The 18,889-nt window shown below is 70.7% G+C and carries 16 protein-coding genes and 1 pseudogene; 9 read left to right on the top strand and 8 right to left on the bottom strand.

Annotated features, from left to right (window positions below; all coding sequences use genetic code 11):
• The first annotated feature begins 148 nt into the window (after positions 1-148).
• The gene (pbpC, locus tag ASF27_RS11970; protein WP_082479042.1) at positions 149-2,329 is read left to right on the top strand and encodes a penicillin-binding protein 1C; all 2,181 of its coding nucleotides are present in this window, start codon (positions 149-151) and stop codon (positions 2,327-2,329) included.
• Between the two features lie 54 nt (positions 2,330-2,383).
• On the opposite strand, the pseudogene ASF27_RS23150 reads toward pbpC, so the two are convergent.
• The 4 genes and pseudogenes from ASF27_RS23150 to ASF27_RS11955 all read right to left on the bottom strand — a co-directional run.
• Positions 2,384-2,878: pseudogene (locus ASF27_RS23150) on the bottom strand (GGDEF domain-containing protein); the annotation flags it as partial.
• An 845-nt stretch (positions 2,879-3,723) separates the two neighbouring features.
• A complete protein-coding gene (locus ASF27_RS11965) occupies positions 3,724-6,657 on the bottom strand; it encodes a PAS domain S-box protein (RefSeq protein ID WP_056360372.1) in 2,934 nt (977 codons plus the stop codon).
• A gap of 4 nt (positions 6,658-6,661) precedes the next feature.
• Positions 6,662-7,780, bottom strand: a complete 1,119-nt coding sequence (gene aroB, locus ASF27_RS11960; protein WP_056176771.1) for a 3-dehydroquinate synthase — start codon at positions 7,778-7,780, stop codon at positions 6,662-6,664.
• Positions 7,777-8,409, bottom strand: coding sequence for a shikimate kinase (locus ASF27_RS11955; RefSeq protein ID WP_056176774.1), 633 nt, complete (start codon positions 8,407-8,409; stop codon positions 7,777-7,779). The genes aroB and ASF27_RS11955 overlap by 4 nt, the downstream gene beginning before the upstream one ends.
• Before the next feature lie 249 nt (positions 8,410-8,658).
• Here ASF27_RS11955 and ASF27_RS23145 point away from each other — a divergent pair, with 249 nt between their 5' ends.
• Positions 8,659-8,811, top strand: coding sequence for a hypothetical protein (locus ASF27_RS23145; protein ID WP_056089629.1), 153 nt, complete (start codon positions 8,659-8,661; stop codon positions 8,809-8,811).
• A 53-nt stretch (positions 8,812-8,864) separates the two neighbouring features.
• Complete coding sequence (locus ASF27_RS11945; protein ID WP_056360995.1) at positions 8,865-9,761, top strand: site-specific tyrosine recombinase XerD; 897 nt, start codon at positions 8,865-8,867, stop codon at positions 9,759-9,761.
• Positions 9,762-9,813: 52 nt separating this feature from the next.
• On the opposite strand, the gene ASF27_RS11940 is transcribed toward ASF27_RS11945, so the two are convergent.
• Both ASF27_RS11940 and ASF27_RS11935 read right to left on the bottom strand, forming a co-directional pair.
• The gene (locus ASF27_RS11940) at positions 9,814-10,995 is read right to left on the bottom strand and encodes an AI-2E family transporter (RefSeq protein WP_056360369.1); all 1,182 of its coding nucleotides are present in this window, start codon (positions 10,993-10,995) and stop codon (positions 9,814-9,816) included.
• A gap of 142 nt (positions 10,996-11,137) precedes the next feature.
• On the bottom strand, positions 11,138-11,605 hold the full coding sequence (locus ASF27_RS11935) for a molybdenum cofactor biosynthesis protein MoaE (RefSeq protein ID WP_056360993.1): 468 nt from the start codon (positions 11,603-11,605) through the stop codon (positions 11,138-11,140).
• Between the two features lie 192 nt (positions 11,606-11,797).
• Here ASF27_RS11935 and ASF27_RS11930 point away from each other — a divergent pair, with 192 nt between their 5' ends.
• On the top strand, positions 11,798-12,817 hold the full coding sequence (locus ASF27_RS11930; RefSeq protein ID WP_056176783.1) for a gamma carbonic anhydrase family protein: 1,020 nt from the start codon (positions 11,798-11,800) through the stop codon (positions 12,815-12,817).
• Positions 12,818-12,918: 101 nt separating this feature from the next.
• Here the strand turns inward: ASF27_RS11930 and ASF27_RS11925 are convergent, their stop codons facing one another.
• Positions 12,919-13,524 (bottom strand): MarR family winged helix-turn-helix transcriptional regulator, encoded by a 606-nt coding sequence (locus tag ASF27_RS11925; RefSeq protein WP_056360366.1) that lies wholly within the window; start codon positions 13,522-13,524, stop codon positions 12,919-12,921.
• A gap of 310 nt (positions 13,525-13,834) precedes the next feature.
• Here ASF27_RS11925 and rfbF point away from each other — a divergent pair, with 310 nt between their 5' ends.
• Genes rfbF through ASF27_RS11900 form a run of 5 tightly spaced genes read left to right on the top strand, consistent with a single transcriptional unit; the run spans position 13,835 to position 18,447 of the window.
• Positions 13,835-14,602 (top strand): glucose-1-phosphate cytidylyltransferase, encoded by a 768-nt coding sequence (gene rfbF, locus ASF27_RS11920; protein WP_056176789.1) that lies wholly within the window; start codon positions 13,835-13,837, stop codon positions 14,600-14,602.
• Positions 14,603-14,662: 60 nt separating this feature from the next.
• Positions 14,663-15,769, top strand: a complete 1,107-nt coding sequence (gene rfbG / locus ASF27_RS11915; RefSeq protein WP_244474375.1) for a CDP-glucose 4,6-dehydratase — start codon at positions 14,663-14,665, stop codon at positions 15,767-15,769.
• A 5-nt stretch (positions 15,770-15,774) separates the two neighbouring features.
• Positions 15,775-17,004, top strand: coding sequence for a class I SAM-dependent methyltransferase (locus ASF27_RS11910; protein ID WP_056360989.1), 1,230 nt, complete (start codon positions 15,775-15,777; stop codon positions 17,002-17,004).
• A gap of 4 nt (positions 17,005-17,008) precedes the next feature.
• Entirely contained in the window at positions 17,009-17,539 is a 531-nt protein-coding gene (locus ASF27_RS11905; protein ID WP_056360363.1) for a dTDP-4-dehydrorhamnose 3,5-epimerase family protein, read from the top strand.
• On the top strand, positions 17,536-18,447 hold the full coding sequence (locus ASF27_RS11900; RefSeq protein ID WP_056360360.1) for an NAD(P)-dependent oxidoreductase: 912 nt from the start codon (positions 17,536-17,538) through the stop codon (positions 18,445-18,447). The genes ASF27_RS11905 and ASF27_RS11900 overlap by 4 nt, the downstream gene beginning before the upstream one ends.
• Here the strand turns inward: ASF27_RS11900 and ASF27_RS11895 are convergent.
• Positions 18,433-18,825, bottom strand: a complete 393-nt coding sequence (locus ASF27_RS11895; RefSeq protein WP_056177015.1) for a response regulator — start codon at positions 18,823-18,825, stop codon at positions 18,433-18,435. The genes ASF27_RS11900 and ASF27_RS11895 overlap by 15 nt on opposite strands.
• Positions 18,826-18,889: the final 64 nt, after the last annotated feature.

Below are 18,889 nucleotides of genomic sequence, written 5' to 3'. Positions count from 1 at the left end.
GACGCGCGAGGGTCCGCCCTTCGGTTCCTCAGCCGTCGAGGACGCTCACGCCTCCTCCACGGCGGGCGATGGCCGTCATGTCGAGGCGAGCGCGGGTCCCCTCTCCTGGGGGGAGAGGGACAGGGTGAGGTGTGTGACCTCTCCGGGGATGGACCACACCTCACCCCAACCCTCTCCTTCCAGGAGAGAGGGCCTGTCGCGGTCCAGGCGATCGACGAGGACAGTTGCCGCGGGGCTGTTCGTCTTCTTTCTGACGACGGTCGCCATCGCCACCCTCGCCCTCTGGCGATTCGTCGCCATCCTCCCGCCCCTCGATCTGACGCAAGCCGGCTTGCGCTCCACCGTGGTCCTCGACCGCGACGGCGGACTCCTGCGCCCGTTCGCCACCGTGGATGGGCGCTGGCGCCTGCCGCTCTCCGCAGGGCAGGTCGATCCGCGCCTACTCGCCATGCTGACGGCCTACGAGGACAAGGGGTTCGACACCCATCCGGGCATCGACCCGGCCGCCACGCTCCGCGCCGCCGGGCAATGGCTGCGGCACGGCCGAATCGTCTCGGGCGGCTCGACCCTGTCGATGCAGGTGGCCCGCCTCGTCGAGCCCCGCGCCGCGCGCTCGCTTACCGCCAAGCTGCGCCAGATGGTACGGGCGGTGGAACTGGAGCGCCGCCTCGGCAAGGCGGGGGTGCTCGACCTCTACCTTGCGCTCGCCCCCTATGGCGGCCCGGTGGAGGGCCTGCGGGCGGCGAGTCTGGCCTATTTCGGGCGCGACCCGGCCCGGCTTTCCTTCGCCGAGGCGGCTTTGCTCGTCGCCCTGCCGCAGGCCCCCGAAGCGCGTCGGCCCGACCGCTTCCCCATGGCCGCCCGGCATGCCCGCGACCGGGTCCTCGACCGTGTGGCCGCGCAAGGGATCATCACGCCGGCCGAGGCGAAGGCGGCCAAGGCCGAACCCGTGCCGCAGAGGCGAAGGCCCTTCCCGATGCTGGCGGCCCACGCGGCGGAGGCGGCGGTCGCGGCCGATCCCACTTCGAGGAGCATCCGCCTCACCGTCGACGGGCGCCTGCAGGCGAGCCTCGAGGCACTGGCCACGGAGCGTGCCGCCGCCCTGGGCCCAAGCCTGTCCGTCTCCATCCTAGCCCTCGACAACCGCACGGGCGCGGTGCTGGCCCAGGTCGGCAGCCCGGGCCACGGCGATGCCTCACGGTCGGGTGCCATCGACATGACGGTGGCGATCCGGTCGCCGGGCTCGGCCCTGAAGCCCTTCATCTACGCGCTGGCCTTCGAGCAGGGGATCGCCCATCCAGAGACCCAGCTCGACGACCGGCCCGTGCGCTTTTCCGGCGCCTACGCCCCCGAGAATTTCGACCTCGGCTACCAGGGTACGGTGACGGCGCGGCGCGCCCTCCAGCACTCCCTCAACGTGCCGGCGGTGGAGCTGCTTCAGGCCGTCGGGGCGGCCCGCTTCATCGCCCGCCTGCGGGCGGCGGGGGCGCGCATCGAGCTGCCGCGCGACACCGCCCCGGGCCTGCCCGTGGCCCTCGGTGGCCTGGGCATCACCCTCACCGACCTCGCGCGGCTCTTTTCCGGGATGGCGCGCGGCGGTCTGGTGCCGCCCCTCCTGCGCCGCCTCGACGGTCCCGCCCTCGGCTCTCCCGATGCCCGCATCGCCGAACCCGTGGCGGCTTGGTACGTGGCCGATACCCTGCGGGGAGCCCCCCCGCCCGAGAACGCTCTTCCCAACCGCATCGCCTACAAGACGGGCACGTCCTACGGCTATCGCGATGCCTGGGCCGTGGGGTTCGACCGGCGCGTCACCCTGGCGGTCTGGGCCGGGCGCCCGGACGGCAACGCCGTGCCGGGCCTCGTCGGCCGGGTTGTGGCCGCCCCGGTCCTGTTCGACGCCTTCGCGCGCTTCGGTGGCGAGCCCGAGCCCGTGCCGCGTCCGGCCGACGCCCTGGTGACCACCAATGCCGGCCTGCCGCCGCCGCTGCGCCACCTCCGCCGCGACGCGGCGAAGACCGTCTCGGCCGCCCTGGGGGCCACCCTCAAGATCGCCTACCCGCCCGATGGCGCCCGGATCGATCTCGGTGTGCCGGACACCGGTTTGGAGGGCGATCTAGCGGGAAGCGCGCCTGACACGGAACTCCGTGCGAGCCTCGCCCTCAAGGCTCTGGGCGGTGTTCCACCCCTGACCTGGATGGTCGACGGCCTGCCCGTCGCCGGCGGTGCCCGGCGCCAGGCCGCGTGGCGCCCCGAAGGCGCCGGCTTCGCTCGCATCTCGGTGATGGACGCCAGCGGGGCTTCCGATTCCGTCATGGTGCGGATCGAGTAGGCCACCGTCGGGGGCCGGCGCGCTTCCGCCGGGACCACCGCTCTCGACCCGGTTCCGGCCGTTGCGCTTGGCCGCGTAGAGGGCCGCGTCGGCCGCTCGCATGAGTCCGTCGAGGTCGTGGCCGCAGGCCTCCGTCGTCGCCAACCCCACGCTGACGCTGACGTGCAGGTCCGGCAGGGTCGGCACGGCGAGGCTCGCGACGGCCCGGCGCACCATCTCGGCGCGGGCACGCGCATCCTCGGTTCCGGTCAGCAGGCAGGCGAACTCCTCTCCGCCCATGCGGCCGAAGATCGTGCCGGGGGGCACCAGGGCACCGGCGGTGTGGCAGAATCCGACGAGCACGGCGTCGCCGACGGCATGGCCGTAGGTGTCGTTGATGCGCTTGAAATGATCGAGATCGAACAGCAGCAGGGTCGCGGTCCGGTTCGAGCGGCTCAACGCCGACTGGGCTTCTGCCACGAAGGCCCGTCGGCTGGCGATGCCCGTGAGCGGATCCGTGTCGGCGGCGAGGCGCTGCAGCCGCTCCGCGCGTTCCTTCGTGAGTGCCATGAACACGAAGGCCAGGGCCAGGGTGAACAGCATCCCGAGGCAGGCGAGGATGGCGAACGCACTCGTCTGCAGGGGATGCACCCCCACGGGTTGGGGCGGGATGAGGAGGGCCATGGGAACGCGCACGGCGTACATCCCCCCATAGGCCAACAGCAGAAAGACGGCCGGGTAGCGGGAAACCAGGGGCTCGGTTCGCTTCTTCCAGATCAGGGCCGCCATGGCGAAGCAGAAGCTCGCGGCCATGCCGGAGGCCAGGACGATGCGCGCCGGAACGGAGGCGAAGAAATCCGGCACCAGGCATGCGCCGCTCCACAGGGCGACGCAGAGGATGACCGGCCGGGGGCGCAGGCGCCGCCCTTCGAAGGCGAGGATGCCGTTCCAGATCATCCCATACGCGCCGATGATCAGGGCGTTGGCGAGCCCGATGGACAGCGGATCCGAGATCAGTCCGCGCATGGCGAGGAGGGCCGAGCCCACGCCGCCGACGAGGTGGGCGAGCCCCCAGATCGCCAGGGCGTGCATCCGTCGGGCCTGGCTCCACGACAGAAGAAACAGGATCCCGACCGTGAAAGTCAGGATGACCGTTACCAGGAGCAAGGTCGGGGCATCGAGCCGCATCGATCAGTTCCAAGCCGCAAGGCCTTCGCCTCCAAGCCACGAGGCTTTCGACTGCCTTCGCATGCACGAGCAGGTTGCGCAGCGCAATCGTGAAGACGCTCAATCTACCTTCGCGAAAACAAAGCAACGGTGCCGACTCGGCTCCTTTCCCGAGAGATCACGAGAATGTCATGCCGATACGGTGAATGCGCTTTCCGTGGCGAAACACGCAGGCATCGAATGCCGCCTCATGCCTGGACTTCGGTGATCAGGTCCCGGATCCGAACGGCCAGGGACTCCATGACGAAAGGCTTGGTCAGCACCTGCATGCCCGGTTCCAGGGTGCCGTTGCCCAGCACGGCGTTCTCGGCGTAGCCGGTGATGAACAGCACCTTGAGGCCGGGGCGGACGGCGCGGCCGGCATCGGCCATCTGCCGGCCGTTCATGCCGCCTGGCAGGCCGACATCGGTGACGAGGAGGTCGAGGCGCACGTCCGAGCGCAGGACCTTCAGGCCCGCCGCCCCGTCCGCCGCCTCGATGGCCGTGTAGCCGAGATCCTCCAGGACTTCGGTGACCAGCATGCGCACGGTGGGTTCGTCGTCGACGATGAGCACCGTTTGGCCCTGCTCGGCCCGGGGCGCATCGGCGAGATCGGCCGGCGTCTCGGCAGCCTCGGCCTGTCCGTAATGCCGCGGCAGGTAGAGGCACAGGGTCGTGCCCTGTCCGACTTCCGAATAGATTCGGACCTGCCCCCCCGACTGGCGGACGAAACCGTAGATCATCGACAGGCCGAGACCGGTGCCCTCGCCCAGGGGCTTCGTCGTGAAGAACGGGTCGAAGGCGCGCGCCGCCACCTCGGGCGTCATGCCCGTGCCCGTGTCGGTGACGCACAGGGACAGGTACTGGCCGGGCTCGAGATCGCGCTCGCGGGCGCCGCGGGTGTCCACCCACGTGTTGGCGGTCTCGATGGTGATGCGCCCGCCCGCCGGCATGGCGTCGCGGGCGTTGATGCACAGGTTGAGGAGGGCGTTCTCGAGCTGGTTCGGGTCGACGAGCGCCGTCCACAGGCCGGCTGCGCCCACCACCTCGATGGTGACGGCCGGGCCGACGGTGCGGCGGATGAGCTCCTCCATGCCGGCGACGAGGCCGTTGATGTTGGTCGGCTTCGGGTCGAGGGTCTGGCGGCGCGAGAAGGCCAGCAGGCGGTGCGTCAGGGCGGCCGCGCGCTTCGAGGCGCCCTGGGCCGCGTTGATGTAGCGGTCGAGATCCGTCAGCCGCCCTTGGCTCATCCGGGTCTGCAGCAGTTCGAGGCTGCCGGAGATGCCGGTCAGCAGGTTGTTGAAGTCGTGCGCGAGGCCGCCGGTGAGCTGTCCCACGGCCTCCATCTTCTGGGCTTGGCGCAGGGCTTCCTCGGTCTGGCGCTGCTCGGTGATGTCGCGCCCGACGATGTAGAAGTGGTCGCCGCCGGGGGCCGCATTCCACATGACCAAGCGCTGGCGGCCGTCCTTGCAGAAGATCCGGTCGACGAAGCCCGTGACCGTTTCGCCCGCGGCGAGGCGCCGGACCACGGTCGCGGTCTCGGCGTGGTCCGCCGGATCGATGAGGACGAGGAAAGGCTGCGCGAGAAGCTCCGTCTCGGACCAGCCGAGGGTCCGGCTCCAGGCCGGATTCACGGCCTTGAGGTAGCCATCGAGGCCGGCCGTGCCCATCAGATCGTGGGTGGTCTCCCAGATGCGGTCGCGCTCGCGCGTGCGGTGCTCGACCTGATCGGCGAGGCGGGCGTTGAGGCGGGTGAGTTCGGCCGATGCGGTACGCTGATCGTCGATGTCGGTGTTGGTGCCGACCCAGCGGACGATGCTTCCGTCATCGGCGCGGATCGGTTCGGCGCGCACCAGGAACCAGCGATGGACCCCGTCCCCGCGACGGATGCGGAACGAGGTCTCGTAGGGCGTGCCCGAGGCGAGCGCCGCGCCCCAGCTCACGACCACGCCATCGAGATCGTCGGGATGGATGATGCTGCCCCAGGCCGCCCCGTCGAGTTCGCCCGGCCCCGCGCCGCTATAGGCGTAGACCTGCGCGTTGAACCAATCGAGGTGTCCTTCCGCCGTCGCCGCCCAGACGTGGTTGGGCACGGCCTGGGCGAAGGCGTGGAACTGCGCATCGCTGGCGCGGCGGGCGGCTTCGGCACGCACGCGCTCCGTCGCGGCCCGGACACGCTCGGCGACCTGGCGGATGAACGCCAGTTCTTCCGCCGGCCAGGCGCGCTCGGTGGCGTGGTTGAGATAGAGCAGGGCGACGAAGCCGCCATGCTCCGTCAGGGGCATGTTGACGAAGGACAGGGCCGAGATCGCCTTGAGCGCCTCGGCCGTGGCGGCGGTACGCGGATCGGTCTCCGCATCGACGCAGATGACGGTCTCGCCGCGCTTGAGGTCCTCGATATACGAGCCGTAATCGCGAAACCGCAGGATGCCGGCGAGGCTGGTGATGCCGGGTGCATTCCAGTCGCGCTCGATGGCGATGGTTTCGGTGGCCCGGTCGATGGTGCCGTAGCCGGCGCGGCTCACCCCGAGGGTTCGCCCCAAAATCTCCGCCGCCACGAATGCCATCTGGGCCGTATCGTCGAGGTCGCGCAGGCGGTCGCCGAGGTCGGACAGCGCCAGGCGCCGGCTCTCCGCGGCGTGGCCCTCGCCGATATCGACCACGATGACGAAGAAAGTCTCGACCGTTCCGGCCGCGTTCCGGCGCGGCACGTAGTCGATGGTACAGGGCCGGCGCCGGCCGCCGCCATCCGGCAGAAACCCGGAGACGGTGATGGCCTCACCCGCGAGCGCCCGGTCCATGAAGGGACGACGCTCGGCGAACGCCGCCTCGCCGAGGACGTCGCGGACGTGGGCCCCCGTGAGACCCTCGGCACGGCGCCCGAACCACGTCTCGTAGTGCCGGTTGTTGAAGCGGTACCGGTAATCGGGCCCGATCTGGGCGACCAGGGCGGGAAGGGCGTCGGACAGGAGCCGGAGATCCCCCGTCTCCTGTCCGAGGGGCGACTCGCTCACCCGTGTCACCTCGGCCTCGAGTTCGCGCACGCGGCGGCGCAGGGCCTCGATCTCCGTGTCGCCCCGCGCCGAGGCGGCTTGTCCGGATGGATCGGCGTGCGGAAGATCTGCGCCCGAAGCCGTGGTCACCGGCTCAACCGGCGCGCAGTTCGTCGGCGAGGAAGGCCCGCACGTCGCCGGCGTCGATGCCGGGCGCGATGAAGCTCTGGCCGATCCCGCGGGCGAGGATGAAGGTCAGGGCCCCGTCGCGGACTTTCTTGTCCTGGGCCATGGCATCGAGGAGGGCATCGGCGTCGCCGCAACCGCCCGGCACCGCCCCGAGGGTGGTGGGCAGGCCTGCGAGCGCGAGGTGGTTGGCGACGCGGCCCGCATCCTGGCCCGGACACAGGCCGAGGCGGGCCGAGAACCGGAACGCGAGGGCGAGGCCGATGGCGACGCCCTCGCCGTGGACGAGGCGGGCGGACTCGTACCCCGTCAGGCGTTCGAGAGCGTGGCCGAAGGTGTGGCCAAGGTTGAGCAGGGCGCGCTCGCCGTCCTCGCGCTCGTCGCGCACCACCACGCCGGCCTTCGCCCGGCAGCAGATCGCCACGGCTTCGTCGCGCTCCGGGCCGCCGGAGAAGAGACCGGCCCAGTTCGCCTCGCACCAGTCGAAGAACGCCGCGTCGGCGATGAGTCCGTATTTGGCGACCTCCGCGTAGCCGGCGCGCATCTCGCGCTCCGAGAGCGTGTCGAGGGTACCGGTGTCGGCCAGCACTAGGCGCGGCTGATGAAAGGCCCCGATGAGGTTCTTGCCGAGGGGCGAATTGATGCCGGTCTTGCCGCCCACGGACGAATCGACCTGGGCGAGGAGCGAGGTCGGGGCCTGAACGAAGCGGACGCCGCGCCGGAGGGTGGCGGCGGCGAAGCCCGCGAGATCGCCGACGACCCCCCCGCCCAGGGCCACGACGATGTCGCCGCGCTCGACCTTGTGGGCGAGGAGCCCGTCGCAGACCTCCGCGTAGGTGGCGTAGCTCTTCGAGGCTTCGCCCGGCGCCACAGTGACGAGGCCCGCGCGCAGGCCCGCCGCCTCCAGGCTCGCGCGCAGGCGGTCCGCGTAGAGAGCGGCGACGTTGGAATCCGTGACGATCACGGCAGCCCGTGCGCCGAGGGCCGCGATGCGCGTTCCGGCTTCGTCCAGGAGGCCCCGGCCGATGAGGATGCTGTAGGCACGGCCCTGGTCGAGGGGGACGTCCACCGTCAGGCGATCGGTCACTGGGCGGCGATTCCTTGCGGGTCGTGTCTTTGGGCGGGGCGCCCGCTCAGATGGGCGTCGAGGGCTTCCATCACGTCCTGCACCACCCGATCGTGGGCGACGTCGCGGGAGAGGACCACCACGTCGGCACCGGCGTAGACCGGATGCCGGAGTTCCATCAATCCGCGCAGGGTCTCCTCGGGGTCTTCGGTCTGGAGGAGGGGGCGGCCGCCGCGCTTGCGCACCCGACGCATGAGCACGTCGAGCTCGGCCTTGAGCCACACGGAGACGCCGCGCTCCGCGATCCGCTCGCGCGTGCTCGCCCGCATGAAAGCGCCCCCGCCCGTGGCGAGAACGAGGGGGCCCTCGCGCATGAGCCGGGCGATCACCCGCTCCTCGCCATCGCGAAAGCTCGGCTCGCCGTAAATGGCGAAGATGTCCGGAATCGTGAGCTTGGCCGCCGTCTCGATCTCGATGTCGGCATCCCGGAACATCAAGCCGAGGCGCGAGGCCAAGCGTCGCCCGACCGTGCTCTTGCCGGCTCCCATGAGGCCGACGAGCACGATGGATCGATCGCCCAGGGCACGGCGCAGGCGCAGTTCGATGGGGTCGCCCGGGGGCGGGGTGCCCTGAGGCTCGGCTTCGGTCATCGGTTTCTTCGCATCGTTGCGCCGGTCTTAGCGCGTTTTGCGAGGCGGGCGAAGCGGTGCGCGTGCGCGCCGCACGAAAACCCCGGGGCTGGTCCGGTCCCGCCCCGGTGCGCCGGCTCCGGCGAATGCGGCGCACCCTGTGGCCGGGAAGTCATTGCCACGGCGCGTCCTGCATGGTGCAACCGATGACTTTCATTGCGCACTCCGCGCCGCATTTCCCCTCACGCCCCGCGACCGAGGTTCGTCCGAGTGCCGACCCTGTTCCGTTTCCTCGCCACCCTCGCCATCCTGGGTGGGCTCGCCTTTGCGGGCCTGTTCGCCCTGGCGACTCTGGTGGTGCCGACACCGCGCGAGATGAGCGTGACGATCCCCGCCTCGAAGCTCCAGCCGCCGGGCCGGTGAGCGCGGCGTCATCCCCGGAAGAGTCCTCGCCGGAAGACCCGTCGGGCGAGGCGCTGATCCAGGGCTACCTCGACATGCTCGCCGCCGAGCGTGGGGCGGCGGCCAACACCGTGAGCGCTTACCGCCGCGACCTCATCGATTACCTCGCCGCCCTGGCACGGGACGGGCACGATCCCGTCCGCCTCGAGGCCGGCCCCGTGCGGACCTACATGGCGGATCTGGAGACGCGGGGATTGTCCGCGGCGTCCGCCGCGCGGCGGCTGTCCTGCATCCGGGGCTTTCACCGGTTTCTCTACGCGGAAGGCTTCGCCGAAGGCGACCCGAGCGCGCCCGTGGCCGCACCCCGCAAGGGCCGGACGCTGCCCAAAGTGCTGTCGGTCTCCGAGGTCGATACCCTTCTGGCCACGGCCCGAAATCTGGCCGAGGCGGACGGGACGGGGCGGAGCCGGCGGATGCTGTGCCTCATCGAACTCCTGTACGCCACGGGCCTGCGCGTTTCCGAACTCATCGCCCTGCCGCGTGCGGCGGGATCGACGCGGGAACGCTACCTCGTGGTCAAGGGCAAGGGCGGGCGCGAGCGTCTGGTCCCGCTGACCGACATGGCGCGGGGCGCCATGCGCGACCACCTTGCCCACCTTGCTCCCGGGGGCACGTGGTTGTTTCCCGCCGACAGCGAGAGCGGCCACCTCACCCGGCAGGCCTTCGCGCGCGACCTCAAGAACGTCGCCACCCTCGCCGGACTTCGTGCCGACCGGGTCAGCCCGCACGTCCTGCGCCACGCCTTCGCCAGTCACCTCCTGCAGAACGGCGCGGACCTGCGCATCGTGCAGGAACTCCTCGGGCACGCCGACATCGCCACGACCCAGATCTACACCCACGTCCTCGACGAGCGCCTGAAGGGGATGGTCCGCGACCTCCACCCCCTGTCGGACGCCGAGGACGTGGAGTGATCGCGAGGTTTGGCCAGCAGGCGGCTTGCCCCGGCGAGGACGCTCGCCCGGCTCAGGCCTCGGCGTCCTCGTGCAGGATGTCCTCGATGTAGAGCTGGGCGAGCAGCACCTTGATCACCGCCATGAGGGGCAGGGCGAGCGCGATGCCCCACAGGCCGAACAGCACGCCGAGGATGAGCTGCCCGGCGAAGATGGTGGCGGGCGGGATGTCCAGCGCCCGCTTCTGGATGTACGGCGTCAGGCCGTAGCTCTCCAGGGTCTGCACGGCGAGGTAGACGCCGACGGCGCCGAGCAGAGCCGTGAGGCCCGAAGCCAGGGCCGCCAGCACAATCACCACGCCCGCGATGAGCGGCCCGATGGTCGGGATGAAGGCGAGGAGGCCGGCCTGGAGTCCAAGGATCAGCGCGCCCCCGATCCCGAGGAAGCTCAGGCCCGCCCAGGTGCACAGGAAGATCACCGCCATGGTGATGAGCTGGCCGAACAGCCAGTGCCGCAGGGTCTCGCCCATGCCGTCGAGGAGGGCCCTGGCCCGTTCCCGGTGGCGGGGCGGCACGAAGCGCACGGCCCCGTCGCGGTAGGCCGCCGGATCGGCGGCGCACGAGAGGCCGAGGAACACGATGACCAGGACGTTGCCCAGGGCGCTGAACAGGGCGATCACCACACTGGCCGCGGGACCGAGGACGCTGCCGGCATCGGAGAGGATCGAGCCCGGACTCTCCATCGCACCCGAGGCGAGGCCGGCGAGGCCACCGGTCTTCTGGCCCTTCGGTTCGGTGGAATCCTTGTCGCCCTCAGGCGCGGCCTGTCCCTCCGGCGCCTTCTTGGGTGCGGAGAGGCCCGGCACGTCGATGCCGTAATCCTTGAGACGATCGCGCACGGTGCCGGCCTGCGAGGCCACGGTCTGACCGAGTTCGCGGCCCTGCTGCATCACCGTGGCGCCGCCGAACGCGATCATCGCCAGGCTCAAGCCCGCGAGCGCGAGACTGACGAGGCTGAGGCGCAGGCCGCGGCCGGCGGGCATTACCTTGCCGAGGAGCTGCGTGAGCCCATCGAGGAACACCCCGAGCAGGATGCCGGCGAAGACGAGGAACAGGGTCGAGACCGCACTCCAGGCCAGCGCCAGAAAGGCGGCGAACGCCACGATGGCGATGCCCGAGACGGCATGAGACCAGCCCCGCGGCTGCGGGCCGGCACCCTGGGGAGCCGCTTGGGAATCGGGCCTGAGGCTGGACATGGAAATCGGGTGAACTCCTTCGGATCGGGCGCAACCCGGCACATGCGGGGCCGGCGGGCACAAGGTCCATCCGTCGGGTTGCCTGTGGATGCTCAGAGCAGGCCGCGCGAAAGCGGGTTCCGGTTCTGCGACAAAAACCGTTTCAGGCCCATCGCGCGGCGGCGTCGTCGTCGGCCTGCGTCGCCTCGACCCAGCCGCCGATTGCGCCGCCGACGAGGTGCTCGCGCTTCCAGAACGGCGCCTGCGTCTTGAGGTAGTCCATGAGAAAGCTCGCCGCCTCGAAGGCCGCGATCCGATGACCGGCGGCCGCCACCACGAGGACAATGCCGCCGCCCGGCGCCACGAGGCCGTGGCGGTGGATCACCCGAACCGCCTGGAGCGGCCAGCGGGCGCGGGCGGCCTCGACCACCCGGCCGATCTCCGCCTCGGCCATGCCGGGGTAATGTTCGAGTTCGAGGCCTGCGAGACGCCCGTCCTCGTCGCGGCACAGGCCGGTGAAGGTCACGATGGCCCCTGCCCGGCCGTGGAGGTCGCGGGTCAGAACCGCGATCTCGTGCGCCACGTCGAAGGGCTCGGCCTGGATGCTGACGTCGGGGATCTGTGCAGTCATGAAAGCTCGCTGCGGCATGACGGTTGATCGAGGCGCGGCGACAGGAGCTTGCTAAAGCCCGCGCGTCACGCGACCCGTGTCCCGAACGCCCTTATCCGCCGCTTCGTGGCCGGGCATGTCCGCCCGGTCCCAAAGGACCTATATGCCCCTCGTCCCGGTCCGCGCCACCGGGCTTCGAAGGAGACCGTCCGCGTGACCCCCGACCTGATCCTGCCCCATGACGGGGTCCTCCCGGTCTTCTCCGCCCGTCCGGTCTGGTGCGGACGCGGCAGTACGGTGATCGGCACCGCCACCCTCGGGGCGCAGGCCTGGCTCGGGGACGACAGCGTGATTCGTGCCGACGGCCAGGTGGTGACCGTCGGTGAACGCTTCTGGCTCGGCCACCGCTCCACCGTCCACATCGCCACCAACACCTACGCGACCGTCGTCGGCGACCGGGTCACCGTGGGCCGCAATGCCGTGGTGCATGCCTGTACGGTCGGCTCGGACGTTGTGATCGAGGACGACGTCATCGTCCTCGACGGGGCCACGGTAGAGGACGGCGTGCTCATCGAGGCCGGCGCGACGGTGTTCCCACGCGCGCATCTGGCGGCGGGGTTTGCCTATGCGGGGAGCCCGGCCAAGCCTCTCCGCCCCATCTCCCTGCCGGAGATCGCCGAACGGGCCGAGCGTCTGCGCGAGGCGTCCGGCGACCTTCCTCCTCTGCCCGAGGCCGACACCCCCGAGATCGAGGCGAGCGTGTTCGTCGCCCGCACGGCCCGCCTGCGCGGCCGCATTGCTCTGGGGGCTGGGTCGAGCGTGTTCTTCTCGTGCGATCTGCAGGCCGAGGGCGGTGCCATCGTGGTCGGCGCCGACACCAATATCCAGGACAACACGGTGATCCGTGCCCGATCCGAAGGCGTCGTCATCGGCCGCGACACCACCATCGGCCACAACGTGCGGCTCGCCGATTGCCGCATCGGCGCCCGCAGCCTGATCGGGATCGGCTGCGTCGTCGCGCCCGGCACCGTGGTGGCCGACGACGTGCTCCTGGCGGCCGGTGCCACCACCGAGCCGGGCCAATTGCTGGAGGGCAGCCACCTCTGGGGCGGCCGACCTGCCCGGGTTCTGGGTCCCCTCGACGAGGACAAGCGCGCGATGATGACCCGCGTCGTCGAGGGGTACCGCGAGCACGGGCGTGCGTATCGCCTGGCGCAGGACGCGATGCAGTAGGGCGGCTCGGACCAAATCCGTTCGATCCCTTCGGGATGGCGGATGCGGGCGTCGCGCGGGCCTGCCGATCCGGGCTCCGCTTTGATCGAGTGGAGCCGCTCTCAGAGCGCCGGGGCGATCGCGTCGGCGTCCGCCTCGTCCTCGTCGATCTCTGCGTCGCCTTCGACCTCGTGGCCGAGGGCGCCGGAGATTTCGGCGAGATTGCGCGCGGCCTTGCGCAGGAGCTTGCGCAAGCGGCGGCGCTCCTTGCCGTCGAACCCGGCGAGCAGCTCCGCTTCGACCTCGTCTCCGATCCGCTCGATGGCCTCGGCCTTGGCAAGCCCCATCTCGGTCAGCCGGACACGTACGATCCGCCCGTCGCCAGCCTCGGCCCGCCGCTCGACGAAGCCGAGGGCAGCGAGGCGCGAAATCGTCTTCGACGCCGTCGGCGGGCGCACCCGGAGGGTGGCGGCCAAGTCGCCCATGGTCATGGTGCCGGAGGCCGCGAGTGCCTGGACCACCTGCTCCTGGCCCGCGAACAGATCGAGGGCCGCCAGCCGGTCGCCGACCCGAGAACGGTGAAGTCGGGCCGCCTGGACCAGGGCCCAGCCGACACTCTTGGATCCAGGGACGCTCTTGGATCCAGGGACGCTTTTGGACCCGGGCGCGGTCTTTTCGGGGCCGTTCTTCGAACCCGGCGGGCGGATGCGCTTGTCCGACTTGCTCATGGTCCGCTCGGTAGCCTTGGGGAGGTGAAGGGAAGGAGAGAGGCCGGCGGGGGATGGCGCGCGGCCCAGGACCGCCTCCGTTCGCTCGTCAGCCGCCTGCATTGCCGCGTCCTCTTCACATCATAGCGCGCAATCGGCGGTCGGGCGCCGGGGTTTCCAGACGCGTCCACCGCCGAACCGGCATCTGCCAGGGGAGTCGTGACGCCGATGTGACACGAGCCACGGTTTCCGCCCGCGTCCGCCTTGCCTGGACGGGTAAGCCCCCCTCGACTAATCGTGGGCCGCGGAACGAGGGCGGACGCGGGAAACCATGAAGGCAGTGATCCTCGCGGGCGGTCTCGGGACGCGCCTGTCGGAAGAGACCGTGACGCGGCCCAAACCCATGCTGGAGATCGGCGGACGCCCGATCCTGTGGCACATCATGCAGATCTTCGCCGCCCACGGCGTGCGCGAGTTCGTGATCTGCCTCGGCTACAAGGGCTACGTCATCAAGGAGTTCTTCCTGAACTACCGCCTGCATCTCTCCGACGTCACCATCGACGTCGGGGCGGGCCATGTCGATTTCCACCGCAGCGCCGCCGAGGACTGGCGCGTCTCCCTCATCGAGACTGGCGAGACCACCATGACGGGCGGGCGCCTCAAGCGGGTGCGCGAGTATCTGGGCGACGACGACTTCTTCATGACCTACGGCGACGGCGTCGCCGATGTCGACCTCACGGCGCTCGCCGCCTTCCACAAGTCCCATGGGCGTCTGGCCACCCTCACGGCGGTGACGCCACCGGGCCGCTTCGGCGCCCTCGAACTCGACGATGGTGTGGTTCGGAGTTTTCGCGAAAAGCCGGCGGGCGACGGGGCGACCATCAACGGCGGCTTCTTCGTGCTGTCGCCGCGCGTCCTCGATCACATCGCCGGTGATTCCACCGTCTGGGAGGCCGAGCCCCTGGAGCGCCTCGCCCATGACGGGCAACTCTCGGCCTATGTCCACACGGGCTTCTGGCAGGCGATGGACACCCTGCGCGACAAGAACCACCTCGAGGCCCTCTGGGCCGGGGGCCACGCGCCGTGGAAGTGCTGGTAGGCGCGAACTGACACCGGCGCCGTCCCGGTGTAGGGAGGCGCGATCCGGAGACACGACGGCTTGCAGACTCCTATCCATACGCCGCCGAACGCGGGCGCCCGCAACCCCGACCCCGCCTTCTGGGCCGGACGCTCGGTGCTCGTCACCGGGCACACGGGCTTCAAGGGCGCATGGCTGAGCCTGTGGCTCGAGCGCCTCGGCGCGCGGGTGAGCGGCCTCGCCCTGCCGCCCGAGACGAGCCCGAACCTGTTCGACCTCGCGGGCCTCTCCGGGCGGATGGATTCCCGGCTCGGCGACATCCGGTCCGCCGACACCGTGCGCGACGCCCTCGCGGCCACGCGCCCCGAGATCGTGATCCACATGGCCGCCCAGGCGCTGGTGCGTCCGTCCTACCGCGATCCCCTCGCCACCTACGCCACCAACGTGATGGGCACCGCCCACGTGCTGGAGGCCGTGCGCACCACTCCGTCCGTGCGCGCCGTGGTGGTGGTGACGAGCGACAAAGCCTACGCCAACCGCGAATGGCCCTACGGCTACCGCGAGACCGAGGCGCTCGGCGGCCACGACCCCTACAGCAGCTCCAAGGCCTGCGCCGAGCTGGTCACGAGCGCCTACCGCGCCTCGTTCCTCGCCGAGCGGGATTGCCGCGTGGCGACCGCCCGGGCCGGCAACGTCATCGGCGGCGGGGACTGGTCCGAGGACCGGTTGATCCCCGACATCGTGCAGGCCTTCCTGGAAGGCCGCTCCGTCGAGATCCGCGCGCCCCACGCCACCCGGCCGTGGCAGCACGTCCTCGAACCCCTGAGCGGCTACCTGCGCCTCGCCGAAGCCCTGTGCGCGCAAGACGGCGCGGCCGTCGCCGAGGCCTGGAATTTCGGCCCGGCCGACGAGGATTGCCGCCCTGTGTCGTCCATCGTCGAGACCCTGGCGCGGGAATGGGGCGAGGGCGCCGCGTGGCACCTCTCGGAGAAGACCCACCCGCACGAGGCGACCTTCCTCAAGGTCGATGCCTCCAAGGCACGCGCCTATCTCGGATGGGACCGGCGCCTGCGCCTCGACGCGGCGCTCGCCTGGACCACGGCCTGGCACCGGGCCCAGGCGCAGGGGGCTTCGGCCCTCGACCTCACCCTGGCGCAGATCGGCGCCTACGAGACCCTGGGAGCGTGAGCACCGTGACCCGACCCGCCTGCCGCGCCTGCGGCGCGCCTCTCTCCCGCACCGTAGCCGATCTCGGCCTGTCGCCGCTGGCCAACGCCTACGTGCCGGCAGACCGTGCCGGAAGGGGCGAGATGTTCCACCCGCTCCACGCCTTCGTGTGCGACGTCTGCTTCCTCGTGCAGCTCGAAGCGTTCGAGACGCCGGAGGCGATTTTCTCGGAATACGCCTACTTCTCGGGCTTTTCCGCGGGCTGGCTGGCGCATGCCGAGGCCTATGTCGCTCGCATGCAGGCGCGCTTCGGCCTGGGACCCGACAGCAAGGTCGTGGAGGTGGCGAGCAACGACGGCTATCTCCTCCAATACGCCGTCGCGCGCGGCATCCCAGCGCTCGGCGTCGAGCCGGCGGCCAATGTCGCCAAGGTCGCCGTCTCGCGCGGCGTGCCGACCGAAGTCGCGTTCTTCGGCGCCGAGACCGCCCGGCGCCTCGTGGCCCAGGGTCATTCCGCCGATCTCACGGCGGCCAACAACGTTCTCGCCCACGTGCCCGACATCCACGATTTCGTGGAGGGGTTCCACATCCTGCTGAAAGCGGAGGGCGCCGGCACCTTCGAGTTCCCGCACCTCCTGCGGATGATCGAGGAGCGCCAGTTCGACACCATCTACCACGAGCACTTTTCGTACCTCTCCCTCGGCGTCGTCTCGGGCATCCTGGAGCGACACGGCCTACGGGTGTTCGACGTCGAGGAACTGCCGACCCATGGCGGCTCCCTCAGGGTGTTCTTCTGCCATGCCGGGGCCGGCCACCCCACGAGCCCGGCGGTGGACCGGGTGCGGGCGGCCGAGCGCGACGGGGGCCTGTTCGCGCCGGATGGCTACGCGGCCTTCGCGGAGGACGTGGTGGCCATCAAATGCGCGACGCTCACATTCCTGGCGGATCTGCGCCTGAAGGGCGCGAAGGTCTGCGCCTACGGGGCGGCGGCCAAGGGCAACACCTTCCTCAACTACTGCGGCATCGGCCCCGAACTCGTGGCAGCGGTGGCCGACCGGTCCCCGCACAAGCAGGGCACCCTGCTGCCTGGCAGCCGGATTCCCGTGGTCTCGCCGGAAGACCTGCTGGCGCTACGGCCGGACTACGTCCTGATCTTGCCCTGGAACCTCAAGGACGAGATCGCCCGCGAGATGGCCGCCATCCGCGATTGGGGCGGCCGCTTCGTCACGGCGATCCCGCACCTGACCGTGACCTGACGCCATGCGGTTCGAGGAAACGCCGCTGGCCGGGGCCTACCGCGTGTGGCCCGAACCCATCGCCGACGATCGCGGGTTCTTCGCCCGCACCACCTGCACGGACGAGTTCGCCGCCCGGGGTCTCGTGGGGGGCTTCGCGCAGTCGAGCGTGTCGTTCAACGCCCGGCGCGGCACCGTCCGGGGGATGCACTTCTCGGTTCCGCCCCACGCCGAGACCAAGCTCGTGCGCTGCACGGGGGGCGCCATCCGCGATGTCATCGTCGATCTGCGGCAGGATTCTCCGAGCTATCTCAAGAGCTTCGCCGCCGATTTGACGGCGGGCAACCGTTGCGCCCTCTACATCCCGGCCGGCTTCGCCCACGGTTTCCAGGCCCTGACCGACGCGGCCGAGGTGCTCTACATGATCGACCGCGCCTACGTCGCCGGAAGCGCCCGAGGCCTGCGCTGGAACGACCCAGCCCTCGACGTGACCTGGCCCGAGCCCGTCACGGTGATCGCCAAGCGCGATCTCGCCTATCCGGACTGGAGCGCGTGAAGGTCCTCGTCACCGGTGCGTCCGGTTTCGTCGGGCGGCACGCGCTGCCGGCCCTGGAGGCGCGCGGGTTCGAGGTCCACGCCGTGGCGCGCAGTCCCATTCCGGGGGCCGTGGTTCATGCGGCCGACCTGCTCGACGCGGCCGAGCGGCGGGCCCTCCTCGCCGACGTGGCGCCGAGCCACCTCCTGCATCTGGCCTGGGACGCCGAACCCGGTCGATACTGGACGTCGCCGAGCAACCTCGACTGGGTCGCAGCCAGCCTCGACCTCGCCCGAAGCTTTCACGACATTGGCGGGCGTCGCTTCGTCGGCGTCGGCACCTGCGCCGAGTACACCTGGGGCGATCCCCGCTTCGACGAGGCGACGAGCCCTTGCCGCCCCGCGACCCTCTACGGGGCCGCCAAGGATGGGACCCGGAGAATACTCGCGGCCTACGCCGAGAGCGTCGGTCTGTCCTTCGCGTGGGGGCGCCTGTTCTACCTCTACGGTCCCGGCGAGCGGCGCGGCCGCCTCGTCTCCGACGCCGCCCACGCCCTCCTGACGGGTGCAGAGTTCCCCACCTCGCCGGGCCACCAGCGCCGTGATTTCCTGCATGTCGTTGATGCGGCGGGCGCTTTGGCCGCGCTCCTCGACGGTCCGGTGACGGGGGCCGTCAATATCGGCTCGGGGGAAGCCGTCCCGGTGCGGACCCTTCTCGATGGTCTGGCCACACGCACCGGCCGGTTCGATCTCGTGCGTTACGGGGCCCGGACGCTGGGTCCGTCCGAGCCGGCCGCGATCGAAGCCGCCGTTGCGCGCCTTTCCGGAGAGGTCGGGTTCCGGCCGCGCTTCACCCTGGAGACCGGCCTCGACGACACCCTGAGTTGGTGGCGGAACCGTCTCGGGGCAGCCGGCTCAGCAGGGGAGTAACCCCTTGAGCTGACTGAGGATGTCTTCGCCGGTGCACGGGCGGGCGATGAATCGGGCGCCCGGCGGCATCCGCTCGGGGTCCGGCGCGGCCCGTCCCGAGACGATGACGATGGGCAGTTGCGGACGCGCTGCCGCGACCGCGTTGGCAAGCTCGAACCCGTTGGTTTTGCCCGACAATTCCACGTCGGTGACCAGGCCGCAGATGTCGGGCCGGGCCTTGAGGATGCCGAGCGCCCGCTCGGCGGAGGCGCATTGCACCGTCTCGTAGCCACCGTTCTCCAGGACGTCGCCGAGGTCCATGATGGTCAGCGCCTCGTCCTCGACCAGAAGGATCACCGGCCGATCGTCGCCTGGGCCCGTTGTCTCATCCACCACGATGCACCCTCCGCCCGTTCCATGGGATGCGGCCCGTAACGTTCCACGGGGTCGTGCGCCGCTCCCG

Origin of the sequence: Methylobacterium sp. Leaf102, assembly GCF_001422425.1 — a bacterium.
GTDB lineage: Bacteria > Pseudomonadota > Alphaproteobacteria > Rhizobiales > Beijerinckiaceae > Methylobacterium.
The sequence above is the reverse complement of the archived record's forward strand: the minus strand, read 5'-3'. Positions and strand labels throughout refer to the sequence as shown.